Source organism: Qipengyuania gelatinilytica, assembly GCF_019711315.1.
Lineage (GTDB): Bacteria > Pseudomonadota > Alphaproteobacteria > Sphingomonadales > Sphingomonadaceae > Qipengyuania > Qipengyuania gelatinilytica.
In genome coordinates this window covers 2,505,862-2,521,475 of record NZ_CP081294.1, presented here as the reverse complement: position 1 = coordinate 2,521,475, position 15,614 = coordinate 2,505,862, and the positions used below count along the sequence as shown (strand labels likewise).

The 15,614-nt window shown below is 64.0% G+C and carries 16 protein-coding genes; 12 read left to right on the top strand and 4 right to left on the bottom strand.

The features are described from left to right. The first annotated feature begins 1 nt into the window (after window position 1). The 12 genes from K3136_RS12450 to K3136_RS12395 all read left to right on the top strand — a co-directional run bounded on the left by K3136_RS12450 (window position 2) and on the right by K3136_RS12395 (window position 10,185). Window positions 2-1,498 carry a lipopolysaccharide biosynthesis protein gene (locus K3136_RS12450; RefSeq protein ID WP_221432322.1) on the top strand — a complete coding sequence of 499 codons (1,497 nt, stop codon included), beginning with the start codon at window positions 2-4 and terminating at the stop codon, window positions 1,496-1,498. Between the two features lie 167 nt (window positions 1,499-1,665). Beyond that, window positions 1,666-3,345 (top strand): vWA domain-containing protein, encoded by a 1,680-nt coding sequence (locus tag K3136_RS12445; protein WP_247711352.1) that lies wholly within the window; start codon window positions 1,666-1,668, stop codon window positions 3,343-3,345. A gap of 67 nt (window positions 3,346-3,412) precedes the next feature. Continuing rightward, complete coding sequence (locus K3136_RS12440; RefSeq protein ID WP_221430618.1) at window positions 3,413-4,153, top strand: OmpA family protein; 741 nt, start codon at window positions 3,413-3,415, stop codon at window positions 4,151-4,153. A gap of 1 nt (window position 4,154) precedes the next feature. Next, complete coding sequence (locus K3136_RS12435) at window positions 4,155-4,295, top strand: hypothetical protein (RefSeq protein ID WP_221430617.1); 141 nt, start codon at window positions 4,155-4,157, stop codon at window positions 4,293-4,295. After that, complete coding sequence (locus K3136_RS12430) at window positions 4,292-4,762, top strand: hypothetical protein (protein WP_221430616.1); 471 nt, start codon at window positions 4,292-4,294, stop codon at window positions 4,760-4,762. The genes K3136_RS12435 and K3136_RS12430 overlap by 4 nt, the downstream gene beginning before the upstream one ends. A gap of 65 nt (window positions 4,763-4,827) precedes the next feature. Continuing rightward, entirely contained in the window at window positions 4,828-5,190 is a 363-nt protein-coding gene (locus K3136_RS12425) for a response regulator (protein ID WP_221430615.1), read from the top strand. An 86-nt stretch (window positions 5,191-5,276) separates the two neighbouring features. Further along, a complete protein-coding gene (locus tag K3136_RS12420) occupies window positions 5,277-5,663 on the top strand; it encodes a four-helix bundle copper-binding protein (protein WP_221430614.1) in 387 nt (128 codons plus the stop codon). A 37-nt stretch (window positions 5,664-5,700) separates the two neighbouring features. Then, window positions 5,701-6,141, top strand: a complete 441-nt coding sequence (locus K3136_RS12415; RefSeq protein ID WP_221430613.1) for a lasso peptide biosynthesis B2 protein — start codon at window positions 5,701-5,703, stop codon at window positions 6,139-6,141. Between the two features lie 71 nt (window positions 6,142-6,212). Further along, a complete protein-coding gene (locus K3136_RS12410; RefSeq protein WP_221432320.1) occupies window positions 6,213-7,388 on the top strand; it encodes an acyl-CoA dehydrogenase in 1,176 nt (391 codons plus the stop codon). Beyond that, window positions 7,388-8,029, top strand: coding sequence for a maleylacetoacetate isomerase (gene maiA / locus K3136_RS12405; RefSeq protein WP_221432319.1), 642 nt, complete (start codon window positions 7,388-7,390; stop codon window positions 8,027-8,029). The genes K3136_RS12410 and maiA overlap by 1 nt, the downstream gene beginning before the upstream one ends. A gap of 15 nt (window positions 8,030-8,044) precedes the next feature. Next, window positions 8,045-9,055 (top strand): fumarylacetoacetate hydrolase family protein, encoded by a 1,011-nt coding sequence (locus K3136_RS12400; protein WP_221430612.1) that lies wholly within the window; start codon window positions 8,045-8,047, stop codon window positions 9,053-9,055. A 2-nt stretch (window positions 9,056-9,057) separates the two neighbouring features. Continuing rightward, on the top strand, window positions 9,058-10,185 hold the full coding sequence (locus K3136_RS12395) for a glycosyltransferase (RefSeq protein ID WP_221430611.1): 1,128 nt from the start codon (window positions 9,058-9,060) through the stop codon (window positions 10,183-10,185). On the opposite strand, the gene K3136_RS12390 is transcribed toward K3136_RS12395, so the two are convergent. From K3136_RS12390 to K3136_RS12375, 4 genes are read right to left on the bottom strand one after another with little or no spacing between them, the layout of a single operon-like run. Then, a complete protein-coding gene (locus K3136_RS12390; RefSeq protein ID WP_221430610.1) occupies window positions 10,161-11,315 on the bottom strand; it encodes a hypothetical protein in 1,155 nt (384 codons plus the stop codon). The two genes, K3136_RS12395 and K3136_RS12390, sit on opposite strands and share 25 nt — an antisense overlap. Next, on the bottom strand, window positions 11,312-13,507 hold the full coding sequence (locus tag K3136_RS12385; RefSeq protein WP_221430609.1) for a GumC family protein: 2,196 nt from the start codon (window positions 13,505-13,507) through the stop codon (window positions 11,312-11,314). Before K3136_RS12385 ends, K3136_RS12390 begins: the two co-directional genes overlap by 4 nt. Beyond that, entirely contained in the window at window positions 13,507-14,220 is a 714-nt protein-coding gene (locus K3136_RS12380) for a polysaccharide biosynthesis/export family protein (protein WP_221430608.1), read from the bottom strand. Before K3136_RS12380 ends, K3136_RS12385 begins: the two co-directional genes overlap by 1 nt. Continuing rightward, entirely contained in the window at window positions 14,217-15,560 is a 1,344-nt protein-coding gene (locus K3136_RS12375) for an O-antigen ligase family protein (RefSeq protein WP_221430607.1), read from the bottom strand. Before K3136_RS12375 ends, K3136_RS12380 begins: the two co-directional genes overlap by 4 nt. Window positions 15,561-15,614 lie beyond the last annotated feature (54 nt).

The following is a 15,614-nucleotide window of genomic DNA, read 5'->3' as shown; positions in this document are numbered from 1 at the left end:
CATGGCCACGCTCGCCAAGGGCGGGCGCACCAATACGCTCGGCTTTGTCGTGCGCCTGCTGGGCGGATTGCCATTCCTGTTCGTCGGCTATCGCCTCTACGGTGTAGAGGAAATGGGCCGCTTCGCCATCGCATTCGTGGTGGTGGAGATACTCGCACTGGTCTGCGCGCTCGGAGAAAAGCGCGGTCTTGCGCAGCGCCTCGCCGAAGGAGCCGAAGACGACGGACCCGAAGCTGCACGGCGCAAGGTCAACCTCGTCTTCGACGGGTTGCTTGCCTCGCTGGCGATTTCGCTGGTGGTGTGTGCCGTGCTCCTCGTTTTCCCGGTGATCATCTTTCCCAATGGCGTGAACAGCAATTGGGACATGTGGATGATCGCGGCGATCCCGGCCTTCGCGCTGACCGAAATCCTTCTCGCCGCGCAAGCCTATCGCTACGACATTGCGACGACGGTGCGTGCACGCGCCCTTGTCGAGCCGTGGACGAAATCGATCCTCGTGACAGCGTTGTTCTTCGTCCCCGGGGTGGGCGAAGGCGGTATCGCGCTTGCATTCCTCGGGGCGATCTATGCCGCATTGCTGACCGCAGCATGGTCCTTCTTCCGGACATACGGCAGGCCTGCCGGCTGGCGACCCCGCCCGCGCTATCTCGGCAAGATGAGCCTGCGGGCCCTGCCATTGGTCGGAGCCGACGTGATCGAACGCGGCACACGGCTGCTCGATGTGTGGTTGCTGGGCCAATCTACCTCGGCAGATACCGTCGGCATCTATTGGTTCGCCAAGGAAGTCGTCAGCCTTCCGCAGAAGCTGAAATCCAGTTTCGAGCCGATCCTGTCGCCGGTCATCACCAAGAACCTCAAGATCGGCAACATGACGGCTATCGCCTCGCAGGTACGCCAGGTGGGCTTCTGGATCATCGCGTTGCAGGCCGGTATTGCGCTGGCCCTGGCCATCCCGGGCGAGGCTGTCATGGGCCTTGGCGGCCCCGCTATCGTCGGTGGTACGGGCGCGCTCGCCCTGTTGCTGACGGCAGAGGTCGTCGCATCGATGGCCGTCGTGTCGGAAAGCGTGCTGGTCTATATTGCACGCAAACGGAACCTCGCGATCTCGGTCGGTATCATTACGCTGCAAGGCGCGCTGACGCTCGGCCTGATCGCGCTTGCCGGCCATCTCGGCATGGACGAAGGCTTCAAGGCGGCGGGCGCGGCACTCGCATTGCTGATTGCCCTTGGGACCTCCAGCCTGATCAAGGCGCTGCTCCTTAAACGGCTGCTCAAGGCGCCGGTGAGCAACTGGCGCTGGGCCCTCGTCTGGGCAACAGCACCGGCAGTGGTCGTCGGCTTTCTTGCGACCCTACTTCCGGAATGGGCGGAACTTGCTTTCGGCATTCCCGCAATCCTTGTCACATATGGCTATGTGATCTGGAAACGCGGTTTCGGACCGGAAGATCGGGTCCTTTTCAGCAAGAATGCGACCAAATCGGGCGATACCACGCCTTAATTCGCAAAATTCCTTAAATTACTGTCTTTTCAGAGTATTTCCGCGATCCACGGAATGATTGCGGCCGCATTCGCGCGCCCGAACTTGACTCTGGCCTCATTTTAGCCACATTTTGGACATGATGTTGCCCTTATTTATGAGATAACATTACATAGGAGTAGGGAATCATGGAGAGGAAGAATATGGACAATCGCACCCGTGCAGGAGGAGCCGCATTGTCGCTCCTCGCTACAAGTTCGCTAATTATCGCGATTGCTGGTTGTTCCCAAGACCAGTCGAGCGAAGAGGTCGAATCGATCGCGACCTACGAAATCGCTTCCCCTCCCCCGCCCGTTTCACCAGCACCCCCGGGAGTCGTCGCGGAAATGGCCTCTGTCGATATGGCCATGGCACCGCCGCCCGCGCGCTGGGCAGCGCCTCACATACCGGGTGATGCCTATCCGATGCCGCCGGAAGACCGCGAACGCTATGCGGGCGAGGAAGTCTCGCCGATCAAGCTGGTGGCGGCCGAGCCTGTCTCGACCTTCTCGGTCGATGTCGACACCGGCGCCTATGCCAATGCCCGAAGGTTCCTGACCATGGGCCAGCTCCCGCCGCGCGGCGCCGTGCGGACCGAGGAGATGATCAACTATTTCCGCTATGATTACGCCCTTCCGGAAGATCGCAGCAAGCCGTTCTCGGTGACGCTCGATGCAGCGGAAAGCCCGTGGAACCCGCAAGCCAAGCTGATCCGGGTGGGCCTGCGCGGATACGATTTGCCGCGCGACGAGCGACCGGCGGCGAACCTTGTGTTCCTCGTCGACGTGTCCGGTTCGATGAACAGCCCCGACAAGCTGCCGCTGGTCAAACGGGCACTGTCGGGCCTCGCTTCGGAAATGTCGGGCAAAGACAAGGTTTCAATCGTCGTCTACGCAGGTCGCACGGCAGTCGTGCTCGAACCGACGAGCAATTCTGCCAAGGTCCGTGCCGCCCTTTCGCGGCTCGAGGCGGGCGGATCGACCGCGGGGGCAGCGGGTCTCCAGCTTGCCTATGACATGGCGCGCCAGGGCTTCATCAAGGGCGGCGTCAACCGGGTGATCCTTGCCACCGACGGCGACTTCAATGTCGGCATGTCGGATACCGACCGGCTGATCGAGATGATCGAGAAGCAGCGCGACAGCGGCGTGACGCTGACTACGCTTGGCTTCGGTACGGGTAATTACAACGAGGCGATGATGGAGCAGATCGCCAATCACGGTAACGGCAATTACGCCTATATCGACAGCGCGCTGGAAGCGAAGAAAGTGCTGCACGAAGAAATGAGCAGCACGCTCTTCACCATCGCCAAGGACGTGAAGATCCAGGTCGAATTCAATCCGGCCACGGTTAGCCAGTATCGCCTCATCGGCTATGAAAACCGCGCCCTTCGGGAAGAGGACTTCAACAACGACGCGGTCGATGCGGGCGATATCGGTGCCGGGCACCAGGTCACCGCAATCTACGAGGTAATTCCGGCCGGCAACAAGGGCTGGATCTCGGATCGCCGCTATGGCGCAGAGGCCGGAAGCCCGGCTGCCAGCCGCGCGGACGAAGCGGCCTTCGTCCAGCTGCGTTACAAACTGCCCGACGGGTCGAAATCGAAGCTCATCCAGTATCGCCTGCCCGCAGCCGCGCTCCAGACGCGTCGCCAGCCGCAAGGTGATTTCGCCTTCGCCGCCGCAGTCGCAGCCTACGGCCAGAAGCTGCGCGGAGACGAATTGCTGAAAGGCTTCAGCTGGGAAGACGTCGTGAGCCTCGCCGGTCGCCAGCGCGACTATTACAGGCAGGAATTCGTCGAACTCGCCCGCACCGCAGAGGCACAAATGTAGCCCGCGTCCCCTGCCCTGCGCATCCACCCCTTGAACGCGGCGGATGCGCAGGTAGAAGGCGCGGGAGATGAAACAGCGCCCTTCCCTGACAATTGCGCTCGGTGCCGCCCTCGTGGCGGCGCTTGGCTATGTGGGCAGCCAGGCATCGGGCGCCGCCATGGCCGACCGGCTTGACGCGGCAGCCGGTCCCGCGCTGGCCGAAGCGGGCACGCCCACGGTCGAGGCCCGTTTCGCCAATCGCTTCGGCCACCCCTCGCGCCATCCCGTCCTGAGCGGCGGCGAAACGCTGGAGGATGAAGAACGCACGAAGGCGGCGCACGCCGTTGCCGCCCTGCCGGGTGTCGGCGGCGTCAGCTGGATCGACGGGTCCGTCAACGCGGAGAGCGACGAACCCGATTTCGAACCCCTGCATTGCCAGGAGGATGTCGACGGCCTGCTGCGCACGCGGACCATCCGCTTCGAGGAAGCGAGCACCGCGCTCGTGCCCGCCAGCCGCATCCTGCTCGACGAAGTTGCTGCAGCGCTGCGTCCCTGTCTCGGCTCGATCATTGCAATCACCGGCCACACCGACAGGTCGGGCAACGAGCAGGCCAATCTCGCGCTCAGCATGGACCGCGCGCGCACTGTCCGCGAAGCGCTTGTCCGCCGCGGGATCCCGCGCGACGGGCTGCGCGCACGGGGTGTCGGCTCCAGCGAGCCGGTCGAACGCCTGACGCCCGAAGATCCCGCCAACCGCCGCATCGAGTTTTCGGTCATCCGCAAGGAGCCGCTGACCCCGACGCCCGTCGATACACCGGGACCACGCTGACATGCCGATATGGTTCGAAGTCATCGCACTGATGCTGGTCGCCTACCTGATCGGCCTGACGATCGGCTGGGCCTTGTGGAGCCGCGCACCGGCACCGCCTGCCGATGAAGATTTTGTCCAAGAAGAAAGAGACGACACATGAGCGAATTGCTCGCCGAACACTGGATCCTGCTCGTCATTGCGCTGGTGATCGGGCTTATCGTTGCCTGGTTCCTGCTGCGCACCAATCGCCGCACCCGCGTGACCGGTGCGAGCAAGGACGTGCTCGATGAAGGTGCAGAACGCGCACAGCGCAACTCCGCGCTGGTCGATGCGCCCCCTGCCGCAGCGAAGGACCCCGAGCCCGTGGTCAAGGTGAGCGACGGCAATGGCGACGATCTCACCCGCATCAAGGGCGTCGGCCCCAAGCTCGCCGCATTGCTCGAAAGTCTCGGTGTCACTTCCTTTGCGCAGATCGCCGACTGGGACGATGCCGAAATCGACCGGATCGACGCCCAGCTCGGCCGCTTCGAAGGCCGCATCCGCCGCGACGACTGGGTCGGCCAGGCACGCCTGCTGGCAGACGGCAAGGACGCCGAATTTACAGGCAAGTACGGCGCCGGGGCCTGACCGTGGAACCTTCTCGCGTTTGACCCATTTGAAACAGTTGGGTCGAGCGAACGAGGAGAGGCTGCATGGAACCACAGCTACGCGTACTTGTCGCCGAAGATGAATTGATCGTTGGCTACGATCTTTGCGACACCGTTTCGGAAGCCGGCTATATCGTGGAAGGTCCGTTCGACGACCTGTCCAGCGCCATGCTTGCCTACCAGAAGACCAAACCGGATATCGCCATTCTCGATGTCCAGCTGGGTGACGGCATCGTCTACCCGCTGGCAGAGCAGATGATGGCCGAGAACGTGCCGGTGATCTTCCATTCCGGCCAGCTCACGCCTGAAGAAGTGGCGCACCGTTTCCCGCAGGCCCAGGCGCTCACCAAGCCCTGCCCTCCGGCGGAGGTGATCGAGTCCGTCCAGCGGGCCGCCGCCACCGCCTAGCGCTTTCGAATTTCTGGCTTTTTCGGGAACCGCGCCCCGCGCGGCTCCATTCCTTGCACATACCCCCCCCAAGGAAAGGAATTCCCATGTCGCTCCAGAAAATGATCGATGCCCACCCGCAGGTGGAAGACAAGACCGAAGACCTCGTTCTCGCCGCGCGGCACGCCATGCTGTGCTCGCTGTTCTGCACGAGCTGCGCCGATGCCTGCGTGGCCGAAGACATGGACATGGCCCAGTGCATCCGCAACTGCCTCGACTGTGCCGATGTCTGCGCCGCCACCGCCCGCCTCGCTGTCCGCCGCACGGCCCAGAATATCGATGTCCTGCGTGCCCAGATGGAAGCCTGCATCAAGGCCTGCGAGACCTGCGCCGAAGAATGCGAAAAGCACGACAACGACCACTGCACCTGGTGCGCCAAGATGTGCCGCGAATGTGCAGACGATTGCCGCAAGGCGCTGAGCCAAGTAAAATGAGGCGATCGGGCGGGAGAGTGGTATACTCTCCCGCCTGATGTCCAAGCTTCGCACCTTCCTCGCGCTCGACAGCGTCGACAAGATCGCCACCTTCGAGGCGATCGCCCTGGTGCTCTACGCAAAATTCCTGGTTGCCAGCGTTCCGCCGCGCAGGTGGCGTAACCGCTTCGGCGCCATTGCCACCCACAGCAGGGGCGAGAACGGCGACCTCGCTACCGTCCGCAGGGTCAGGCTGGCGATAGTGCGGGCGCTGAACAACGTCCCCGGCTCACCCAACTGCCTGCCGCGGGCGCTGACCGGACGGTGGATGCTGGAGCGACGCGGCATTGCCTCCAGCCTGTTCATCGGCACCCAGCGCGACGGCGCGGGCAAGCTGCAATTTCATGCCTGGCTGAAAGTCGGCGACGAGTGGGTCACGGGCATTTGCGAGGAGGCCGACTATACGCTCCTTTTGCCGGGCGATGCGGAGACCGCCTGACAGCCCCTTGCGCCTGCATCGGCTGTCTGCCATCGGCAAATTCAAGTTACAAAGGAGACCACATGGCTGGAATGGTGCCATTCGACTGGAACGATCCCTTCAACCTCGACGACCAGCTGACCGAGGAAGAGCGGATGATCCGCGACGCTGCGCATGCATTTGCGCAGGGCGAGCTCCAGCCGCGCGTGATCGAGGGCTTCTCCAAGGAACTCGATGCCCCCGAATTCTTCCCGATGATGGGCGAAGCCGGCCTGCTCGGCGCGACCGTTCCGGACGAATATGGCGGTGCAGGTGCCAGCTATGTCGCATACGGCCTGATCGCGCGCGAGATCGAGCGCGTCGATAGCGGCTACCGCTCGATGGCGTCGGTCCAGTCCAGCCTCGTGATGTACCCGATCCATGCCTATGGCTCGGAAGAGCAGAAGCGCAAATATCTGCCCGGCCTCGCCAGCGGCCAGCTTATCGGCTGCTTCGGCCTGACCGAGCCCGATGCAGGGTCCGATCCTGCCGGGATGAAGACCGTCGCGAAGAAGACCGATGGCGGATATGTCCTCAATGGCTCCAAGACTTGGATTTCCAATTCGCCCTTCGCCGATGTCTTCGTTGTCTGGGCGAAGAGCGAGGCGCATGGAGGCGGCATTCGCGGCTTCGTGCTCGAAAAGGGCATGAAGGGCCTTTCGGCTCCCAAGATCAAAGGCAAGATCTCGCTGCGTGCCAGCACCACCGGCATGATCGTCATGGACGAAGTCGAAGTGGGCGAAGACGCGCTGCTTCCCGAAGTCCAGGGCCTCAAGGGTCCCTTCGGCTGCCTCAACCGTGCGCGCTACGGCATCAGCTGGGGCGCGATGGGCGCGGCGGAATTCTGCATGCATGCTGCGCGCCAGTACGGTCTCGATCGTGAGCAATTCGGCGTTCCGCTTGCCTCCAAGCAGCTTTACCAGCTCAAGCTCGCCGACATGATGACCGAAATCTCGCTCGGCCTGCAGGGTTCGCTTCGCGTTGGCCGCCTGATGGACGAAGGCAAGTTCGCCCCCGACATGATCTCGATCGTGAAGCGCAACAATGTCGGCAAGGCGCTCGATATCGCCCGCAAGTCGCGCGACATGCACGGCGGCAACGGAATCTCGGAAGAATACCAGGTGATCCGTCACATGGTGAACCTCGAGACGGTGAACACCTACGAGGGCACGCATGACGTCCATGCGCTGATCCTCGGCCGCGCCATCACGGGGATCGCCGCGTTTTGATCAGGCTTCACGGATATTATCGCAGCTCGACCAGCTACCGCCTGCGCATCGCGCTGGAGCTGAAGGGGCTCGAGTACGAGTATGTCCCGGTAAACCTGCTCAAGAGCGAACAGAAGGGAGAGGCTTTCACGAGCCGCAACCCGTTCGGTTCGGTCCCTCTGCTCGAGGCTGGCGGCATGGACCGCGTGCAGTCGATGGCGCAGATCGAATGGCTGGACGAGGCCTATCCGGAAAACCCGCTTCTGCCGAAGGACATCGATGACCGCTATGTCGCGCGCGAACTGGCCTATGCCATCGCGACCGAACTGCACGCGCCGCTCAACCTGCCGGTGCTGAAGTATCTCGCGAACGAATACGGCAAGTCACAGGACGAGATCGGCGTCTGGTATCGCCACTGGCTCGCCCGGACGCTCGAGCCGCTGGAGGCTCGCCTCGCGCAGCTCGGCACAGGCGACTTCCTGTTCGACAAGCCCGGCTTCTTCGAAGTCTGCCTGCTCCCGCAGGTCTACAACGCCCGCAGGTTCGACTTCGATTTCAGCGACAAGCCCCATATCGAGCGGATCGAGGCGGCCTGCCTCGCGCTCCCCGAATTCCAGCGCGCCCATCCGAACGCGCAACCCGACAACCCAGAAAACCAATAAGAGAGAGGACCTCCCATGAAACTCGCCACGCTCAAGGACGGAACCCGCGACGGCAAGCTGGTGGTCGTCTCCAAGGACCTCACCCGCTATTGCGCCGCCGATAACATCGCACCCACCATGCAGGCCGCGCTCGACAATTGGGACGAGATCGCGCCCAAGCTCGAAGCGCTCTACACCGATGTCGAGCACCAGGCCGTGCCGTGCGAGCGCTTCCACGAACGCGAGGCGCACTCTCCTCTGCCGCGCGCCTACCAGTGGGCCGACGGCTCGGCCTATATCAACCACGTCGAGCTGGTGCGTAAGGCGCGCGGCGCCGAGGTGCCCGAAAGCTTCTACCACGATCCGCTGATGTACCAGGGCGGCAGCGACAACTTCCTCGCCCCGCGCGACGACATCCCCCTGAAGGACACCAAATGGGGCTGCGACATGGAAGGCGAGATCGCGGTCATCACCGACGACGTGCCGATGGGCGTGTCGAAGGAAGCCGCCGCCGACCACATCAAGCTGGTCATGCTGGTGAACGACGTGTCGCTGCGCGGCCTCATCCCGGGCGAACTGGCCAAGGGCTTCGGCTTCTTCCAGTCCAAACCCGCCAGCGCCTTCAGCCCCGTCGCGGTCACGCCCGACGAGCTGGGCGATGCGTGGAAGGGCAGCGTCATCCACCTGCCGCTGATGGTCGACTATAATGGCGAAGCATTCGGCCGTGCGAACGCAGGTGTCGATGCGACTTTCAGCCTTGCCGACCTTGTCGCCCATGCCGCCAAGACCCGCGATCTGGGAGCAGGCACGATCATCGGTTCGGGCACCGTGTCCAACCAGGGCCCCGATGGCGATCCGGGCAAGCCGGTTGCAAACGGCGGCCTCGGCTACAGCTGCATCGCCGAAATCCGCATGATCGAAACCATCGCCGAGGGCGAGGCCAAGACCCGCTTCATGGAACCGGGCGATACCGTACGCGTCGAGATGAAGGACGCCGAGGGCCACTCGATCTTCGGCGCCATCGAACAGAAGGTCGTCGAGGCCTGAGCATGCCCTCGCCCATTGCAGGAAAGCGGATTGGCCTGCTCTCCTCGTGGGTCTCGCGCCGCAATGGGGGCGTTTTCGAGGCGATCGTCGCGCAGGCCAGGATGCTGGACGCACTCGGCGCGCATCCCGTGATCCTCGGGCTGCGCGAAGAGGATGCGTCGCAGGATGCCTGGCGGTTCGGCGGGATCGAGGCGCATCTTGTCGATCCGTCGGGACCGGCGGCGTTCGGGTTTGCACCGGACCTGCCACAAGTGCTGGACGAGGCGCGGCTGGACCTGCTCCACCTGCACGGCATCTGGCAGTATCCGAGCCATGCCGCCGCAGACTGGACCAACGCCAGCGGCAAGCCGCTGGTCATCAGCCCGCACGGCATGCTGGACCCGTGGATCACGTCGCGCAACGCCTGGAAGAAGCACCTCGCGCGGGCGCTGTGGGAACGGCGGGCATGGCGCTCCGCCGCGGCCTTCCATGCACTCAGCGACGCCGAGGCGCATGACATCGCGCACGAGACGCATGGCGCGAAGATTGCCATCGTGCCCAATCCTGCTCCCGAACTGTCCACCCCCGACGATGAGCCTCGCGGCCCCGTGGTTCTCTACCTCGGCCGTATTCACGAAAAGAAGAACCTTCCTGCGCTCATCGCTGCGTGGATCGCCGCGCGGCCCGATTTGCCGGAAGGGGCCACGCTTACGGTCGCCGGATGGGGCGACGACGCAGGCATCGACATGCTCGAACATGCGATGCGCGATCATCGGGACGTCGGGATCGAATTCGTCGGAACCGCCTTCGGCTCGCAAAAGGCGGCCCTCCTCGACCTTGCCCGGTTCGTGATCCTGCCCAGCCTCAGCGAGGGGCTTCCGATGGCAATCCTCGAGGCATGGGCGGCAGGCGTACCGACCATCATGACCGAGCACTGCCACCTGCCACAGGGCTTCGCCTCCGGCGCTGCAATCAGGTGCGGGACACGACGCGAGGAAATCCGCACCGCGCTGGTCGAAGCGCTCGGCAAATCCGATAACGAGTGGCAGGGCATGTCGCGCGCTGCCCTTGACCTTGCCGGGGAACCGTTCAGCACCGGCACTATTTCGCAGCGCTGGGAAGATCTCTACGGAGTGTTGCTGGAAGACTGAGCGCCCACGCGCTCTATGCGAATATCGTCGAGGCGTACGCTGCCCTCGCCCGGCCTCAGCCAGATGCCCAGCACCTCGTCAGCGCAGCCCGACGAAGCAACGAGTTGGCCGCGGCCGAGCGAACCGCCAAGGCTGTCCGGCCTGCGGGTCGTGCCACAATCGAGCGATGCGAGAACCCTTCCCGGCCCGCTTCCCGAGACGCGCGCAAAGACGCGGTACTCGCCCGCTTCGAGCACCACCGGCTGGGAAAGCACAAGTCGCGTAACTCCCGCCCGGCTTTCCAGTTCGACCGCCTTGTTGCTATCCCCCGTCACCGCGATGCGCACATCCCCGCTGCCGTGGCGCCGCCAGCCGAAGGCGCTTGCACTGCCCAGCTCTTCGAATTGCGGGTCGGCAAGCCAGCCGCCCTTGCCATTGACGCGGCAATGCGCGCTCGCGAGTGCGCGCGCTTCGGCGAGGTAGTTGCGGTCCACCAGCTCTGTGACCATTGGCTCTACCCTTTCGCAGCCGAGCGCGAGATCGCCGGCGGCTTCGGCGAGGAAGCGGGCACGCGCGCGCAATACGTCGTCATCGGACCTGAAAGCTTCGAGATAGGCGGCGGACCAGACCGGATCGCCCGCCAGGCGCGATGCCAGCTGGCGGCGGCCCTCAGGCGTTCGTTCGAGCGAACCAAAGAAATAGTCGATCGAAGCCATGGCAGGATGCGCACGAAGCAGGATGTCGAGACGCCGCGCCGCTTCGGCATGATCATCGGAGGAGAGGGCCTCGTCGAAAAAGAAAGCCTGGACGAGAGGCTCACGCAAACCGAGACTGTCCGCGGCCTCAAACGCGCTTCGGCTCGCACCACGCTCGCCGGCAGCGAGCCTTGCAGCTCCAAGATATGCAGGCCCGCGGCCATCCAGCGGATCGGCGTCGATTGCCTGGACGGCATGCCGGGCCGCTCCGGTCCCTTCCCGAGATAAAGTCTGGGCGGCGCCTGCACGTGCGGCATTCGCCTGGAATGGTTGAGGGACGAGGCGAGCAGCGCCGGGCTGGTGCTCGCTATACCGGTCAAAGCCCGAGAAAAGGACCAGCGCACCGAAGCCCAGCGATGCCAGCGTCACCCACAGACGGGCCGCCGACCTGCTCATGCCTTCTTGCGTCCGCCGTCCTCGGCATAGGCGTAGTAATCGTAGCCGTAATAGGCGGAGTAACGGTTATCCGCCCGCGACGGATCGAATTTCGCAAGCACCGCGCCGAGAATATTGGGCTCCATCGCCCGCAGGCGGCGAAGCGCTGCCTTGAGCGCGCCGCTACGGCCGCGATCGGCCTCGATCACGAAGATCGTGCCATCGGCGATGGCCGAAAGCATGGGCGCATCAGCAAGGCCGAGCACGGGCGAACTGTCGACGATGACCACGTCATATTGCTCCGAATAGGTCTCGAGCAGCTGGGCCATTCGCGGCGAAGCGAGCAATTCGGAAGGCGATGGCGGGATCGGCCCAGCCGGGATCAGGTCGAACTGCGTTTCGCCATTATCGATCCGCAAGGTCGCGCTTCCAGCCGCGTCCTGCGACACCAGCAGGTCGGTAAGTCCGCGCTCGTTGGAGGCGCCAAACATCTTGTGAATCGCCGGACGCCTGAGATCGGCATCGATCAGCAGCGGAGCGACGCCGATGCGCGCAAAACCGTTAGCCAGCGCATAGCTGGTCGTGCTCTTGCCCTCGGACGATTGCGCGCTGGTGACGACCAGCACCTTCGGCAAACCGCGCGGTGTCGAATAGAGCAACGCGCCGCGCATCGAGTTGTAGGCTTCGGTAAGCGAGGATTTCGGATCGGCCAGCACCTCGACTGGCGTCCCGCCTTCTGCACGAGGCACCACACCGAGGAGCGACAGGCCGAGCTTGTCCTCGACATCCTCGGGCGTGTGAACAACGTCGTCGAGCTGGTCGCGCAGGAATATCGCAATGCCGGCGAGCGCCAGGCCCAGCAGGATCCCCAGCGCCAGGTTGCGGGTCAGGCTGGGCGAGGATTGCGCGCTGGGCACTTCGGCGCGGTCGATGATCGTGATGTTGCTCGACGCGATGCCGGCCGATGCATTCAGCTCGCGATAGCGTTGCAGCAGTCCGTCATAGATCGAACGGGCCGTATCGGCCTCGCGGGCGAGCACGTTGTAACGCACCGACTGGTCCTGTTCCGCCAGCGTCGCCCCGCGGGCACGATCGACCTGGTTTTCGAGCCGTTGTTCGGCGGCCTGGGCGGCACGGTACTCGGCGCGGATCGACTGGCGCACGTCATTGGCGGTCCGTTCGAGCTGTACGTTGACGCCAGCGATATCGCCCTCGAGCCGGGCAATGGCCGGGTGGTTCGGCAGATAGCGCTCGCGTGCAGCCTGCAGGTCGCTTTCCAGCTGTGCACGGCGCGTCATAAGTGACTGGACGGTCGGATGCGACAGGACCGGCTGTGAGGACAGGAGCGCGGTTTCACGTACTGCATCCCAGCGCGATTGGGCGGCAATCCTGTTTTCGCGCGCACGGATGGCCGCCTGGTTGTACTGCAAGAGGCTGGAGGAGGTCACCGAGCCTGCCGCGAGGTCAGGGCCGCTCGGCCCGACCGCGTCGCGCGTACGGATCAGTCCGGTCTCGCGCGCATAATCGTTGAGCGCCGCTTCCGATTCCTCGAGATTGCGGCGAGCCTCATCCAGCTGTTCGGCGACGAAATTGCGCGCATAGGAAGAGCTATCGAAGCGCCGCTGGAGGTTTTGCTGGATGAACTCCTCGGCAAAGGCATCCGCGATGCGTGCCGAAAGTTCCGGATCGGTGCTGGTGAAGGTGATCAACGCAATGCGGGTCGAGCGCCGCAGATCGATGTCGAGATTACCCTGCAGCAGCGCGATCGCCCACTTGCGGGTTTCGGCCTCGGATCCCGTCAGCGAGGTCGGCGCGATCTCCATGGAGGCGAAGAAGCGCGGGTCGTTGGCCAGGTCGAGCGCATCGACGACACGCTCTGCCAACGCACGGCTGCGCAGCACATCGAGCTGGGTATTGAGGAAACGCTCCGTATCCCAGTCGGACGGCGGGGCGATCTGGGTTTCGAAATCGGCTCCCAGGACCTCGTCGCTCTGGTCGTTGATCTGGACGGTGGAGCTTGCCGAATAGCGCGGCGTGTCGAGCATGGTGGCAACCAGCGCCAAACCCACGGTTGCCGCCACGATTGCGAGCGCCATCCAGAAATAGCGCCGGACCGCGGACAGCACGCTGCGGATGCTGGCGCTGATCGCGTTCTCGCCAGCGCCGGGATAGGCGAGCGGGTATCCGGGTGCGGTATGGGTCAGCTGGTCCATCAGTTGATCGGCCTGAAAATGCCGAAGATCGGGATGGTGCGAACCAAATCGAGATAGGCGCCGCGCACCGTCGAATAGCCGACCACCACCACGTCACCGGCCATCAGAGGGACATCGGGCGAACGACCGCCGCGAATATCCTGCAGGTCGAAGCGGCCCGCGCTGCGCTGGCCGCCGATGGTGCGGAAGATGATGACCTCGTCCAGCTTGGCCGTTTCGGTCGGGCTGCGCGCAAGGGCCAGCGCCGTCAGCAGCGTCTGGCCTTCGGAATAGGGGAATACGCCGGGCTGCTCGACCTCGCCTTCGATCGCGATGGTGCGCTGCTGGCCTTCGAGCACGACCACGTTCACGCGCGGATCGCGGACGAAATCGGCGGCGTAGGCCGCTTCCACCGTCCGTGCGAGCTCGCTTGAGCTTTGCCCTGCCGCGCGCACCTGTCCGATCAAGGGCAGGCTGACATTTCCAGCATTGTCGATCGCCAGTTCGTTCACCGACAATTCGGGTTCGCCGTAGACTTGCACGGCAATCTTGTCGCCCGGGGCAAGCGCATAGACCTGGGGAGCGGCTTCACCCGGATCGACGGCAACCGCATCATAACCGGCCTGCCCTGCCGGAACGACCGGATCGAGAGGCGGTTGGCATGCAGCAACAAGCCCCACTGCGCCCAGCGCCGCAACCTTCAGGATGTCTGCCGTTGTTCGGCTACGCATCATGTCTTGCTGTCCCGTCTTTCCCGACCCTTCGACCCGCCCGGAGACGGAGCAAGCAAACCTGCCGCAGTCGCTGCAAGACAGGCAATTGCCACGTTTCTGAGCGGATAGTCGACGACAGAGTGCAGCGCAACGATGGCGAGCGTGCCGATGGCAAAGAGCTGCGCATAGTGCTCCGAGGGCGACACGCGCCATGCCCGCCGGACGAGCGCGCCCAAAGTGATGGCCGCAATGGCAAGCAGGACAGGTGCAAGCAGCCCTGCTTCCAGTACGAATTCGAGATAATCGTTATGGGCCCGGTTGGGAAACGCAGGAACGAGGTGTTCGAGGCTTTCGTGCGGGAGGAAAGCCTTGGTGAAGCTGCCCAGCCCGCTACCGGCCCAACCGAAGCTCTCGATTGCGGCAAGCGTATCGGTCCACAGGGGAATGCGCGCATCCGACGTGGCATCGAAACGAGCGGCAACGCCTGCAAGGCGACCTCCTCCGCCGAGCAGGAACGGCAGGGAGAGCAAAGCCCCTGCCAGCAGACCGGCGCCGGCGATCAAAGCCTTGCTACGGCGCGATGCCTCCTCGCCGCGGATCATCACCCAGTGGACCACAAGCGCCACAAGAAGAAGCGCGATTCCGGCGCGCGATCCGGTCAGCAGGACTGCGACGAGGAACACGATCTGCGCGATAAGGATCATGGGTGAGATGCGCTTGCGGCGGCTTTCGTCTCGCTGGCTGGCAAACCACGCGCCCAGCGCAAGCGAAGCGATCAGCAGGACATCGGCTGCAGCATTGCGATTGGCATGAAACGCCGTCAGCCAGCCGCGGTGGCTCTTCTCGTAAAGGCGGAATGCATCGGGTCCGCCGACCAGCTGGAGGGCGCCGAGGAATGCTGAGCACAGACCCATCACGGCTATTACCAGCATGAGGAAATGCCGATCTCGGCGTGACAGGGTCGAAACCGCCCACATCGTCCCGACGGCAGGTACCAGCACCAGGAAGGCTGCCAGCGTCAGCGGCGGGCTGATCGAGAGTGGTCGCCAGCTGTCTTCGGCGCTGATCACTGCCAGAGATGCGATCTCAAGTTCGCGGCCGGGCAAGGCCTGCCAGATTGCCGGTGGCAGCGGGATCAGTTGCAGCAGGGGTAGCGCGAGGAAGGCCAGACCCAGATAGAGCAGCGGGCGCGATATGCGCGGCGCTTCGCCGCTGGCCCACCAGAGCCATGCCAGAAGAGCCGCCACAAACGCCAGCTGGACGAGCATTTCGGCAGCCGGACTGGGCGAACCGCCGCCGCCGAGCACCATTGCGCAGGCAATGAAGCCTGCTGCAATCCGGCCATGACGGCCGATGCCCATTTTGTCGCGCGATTGCAGCGTCCCGCTCCCCGAATGCGTGCCCTCCCGACCCTA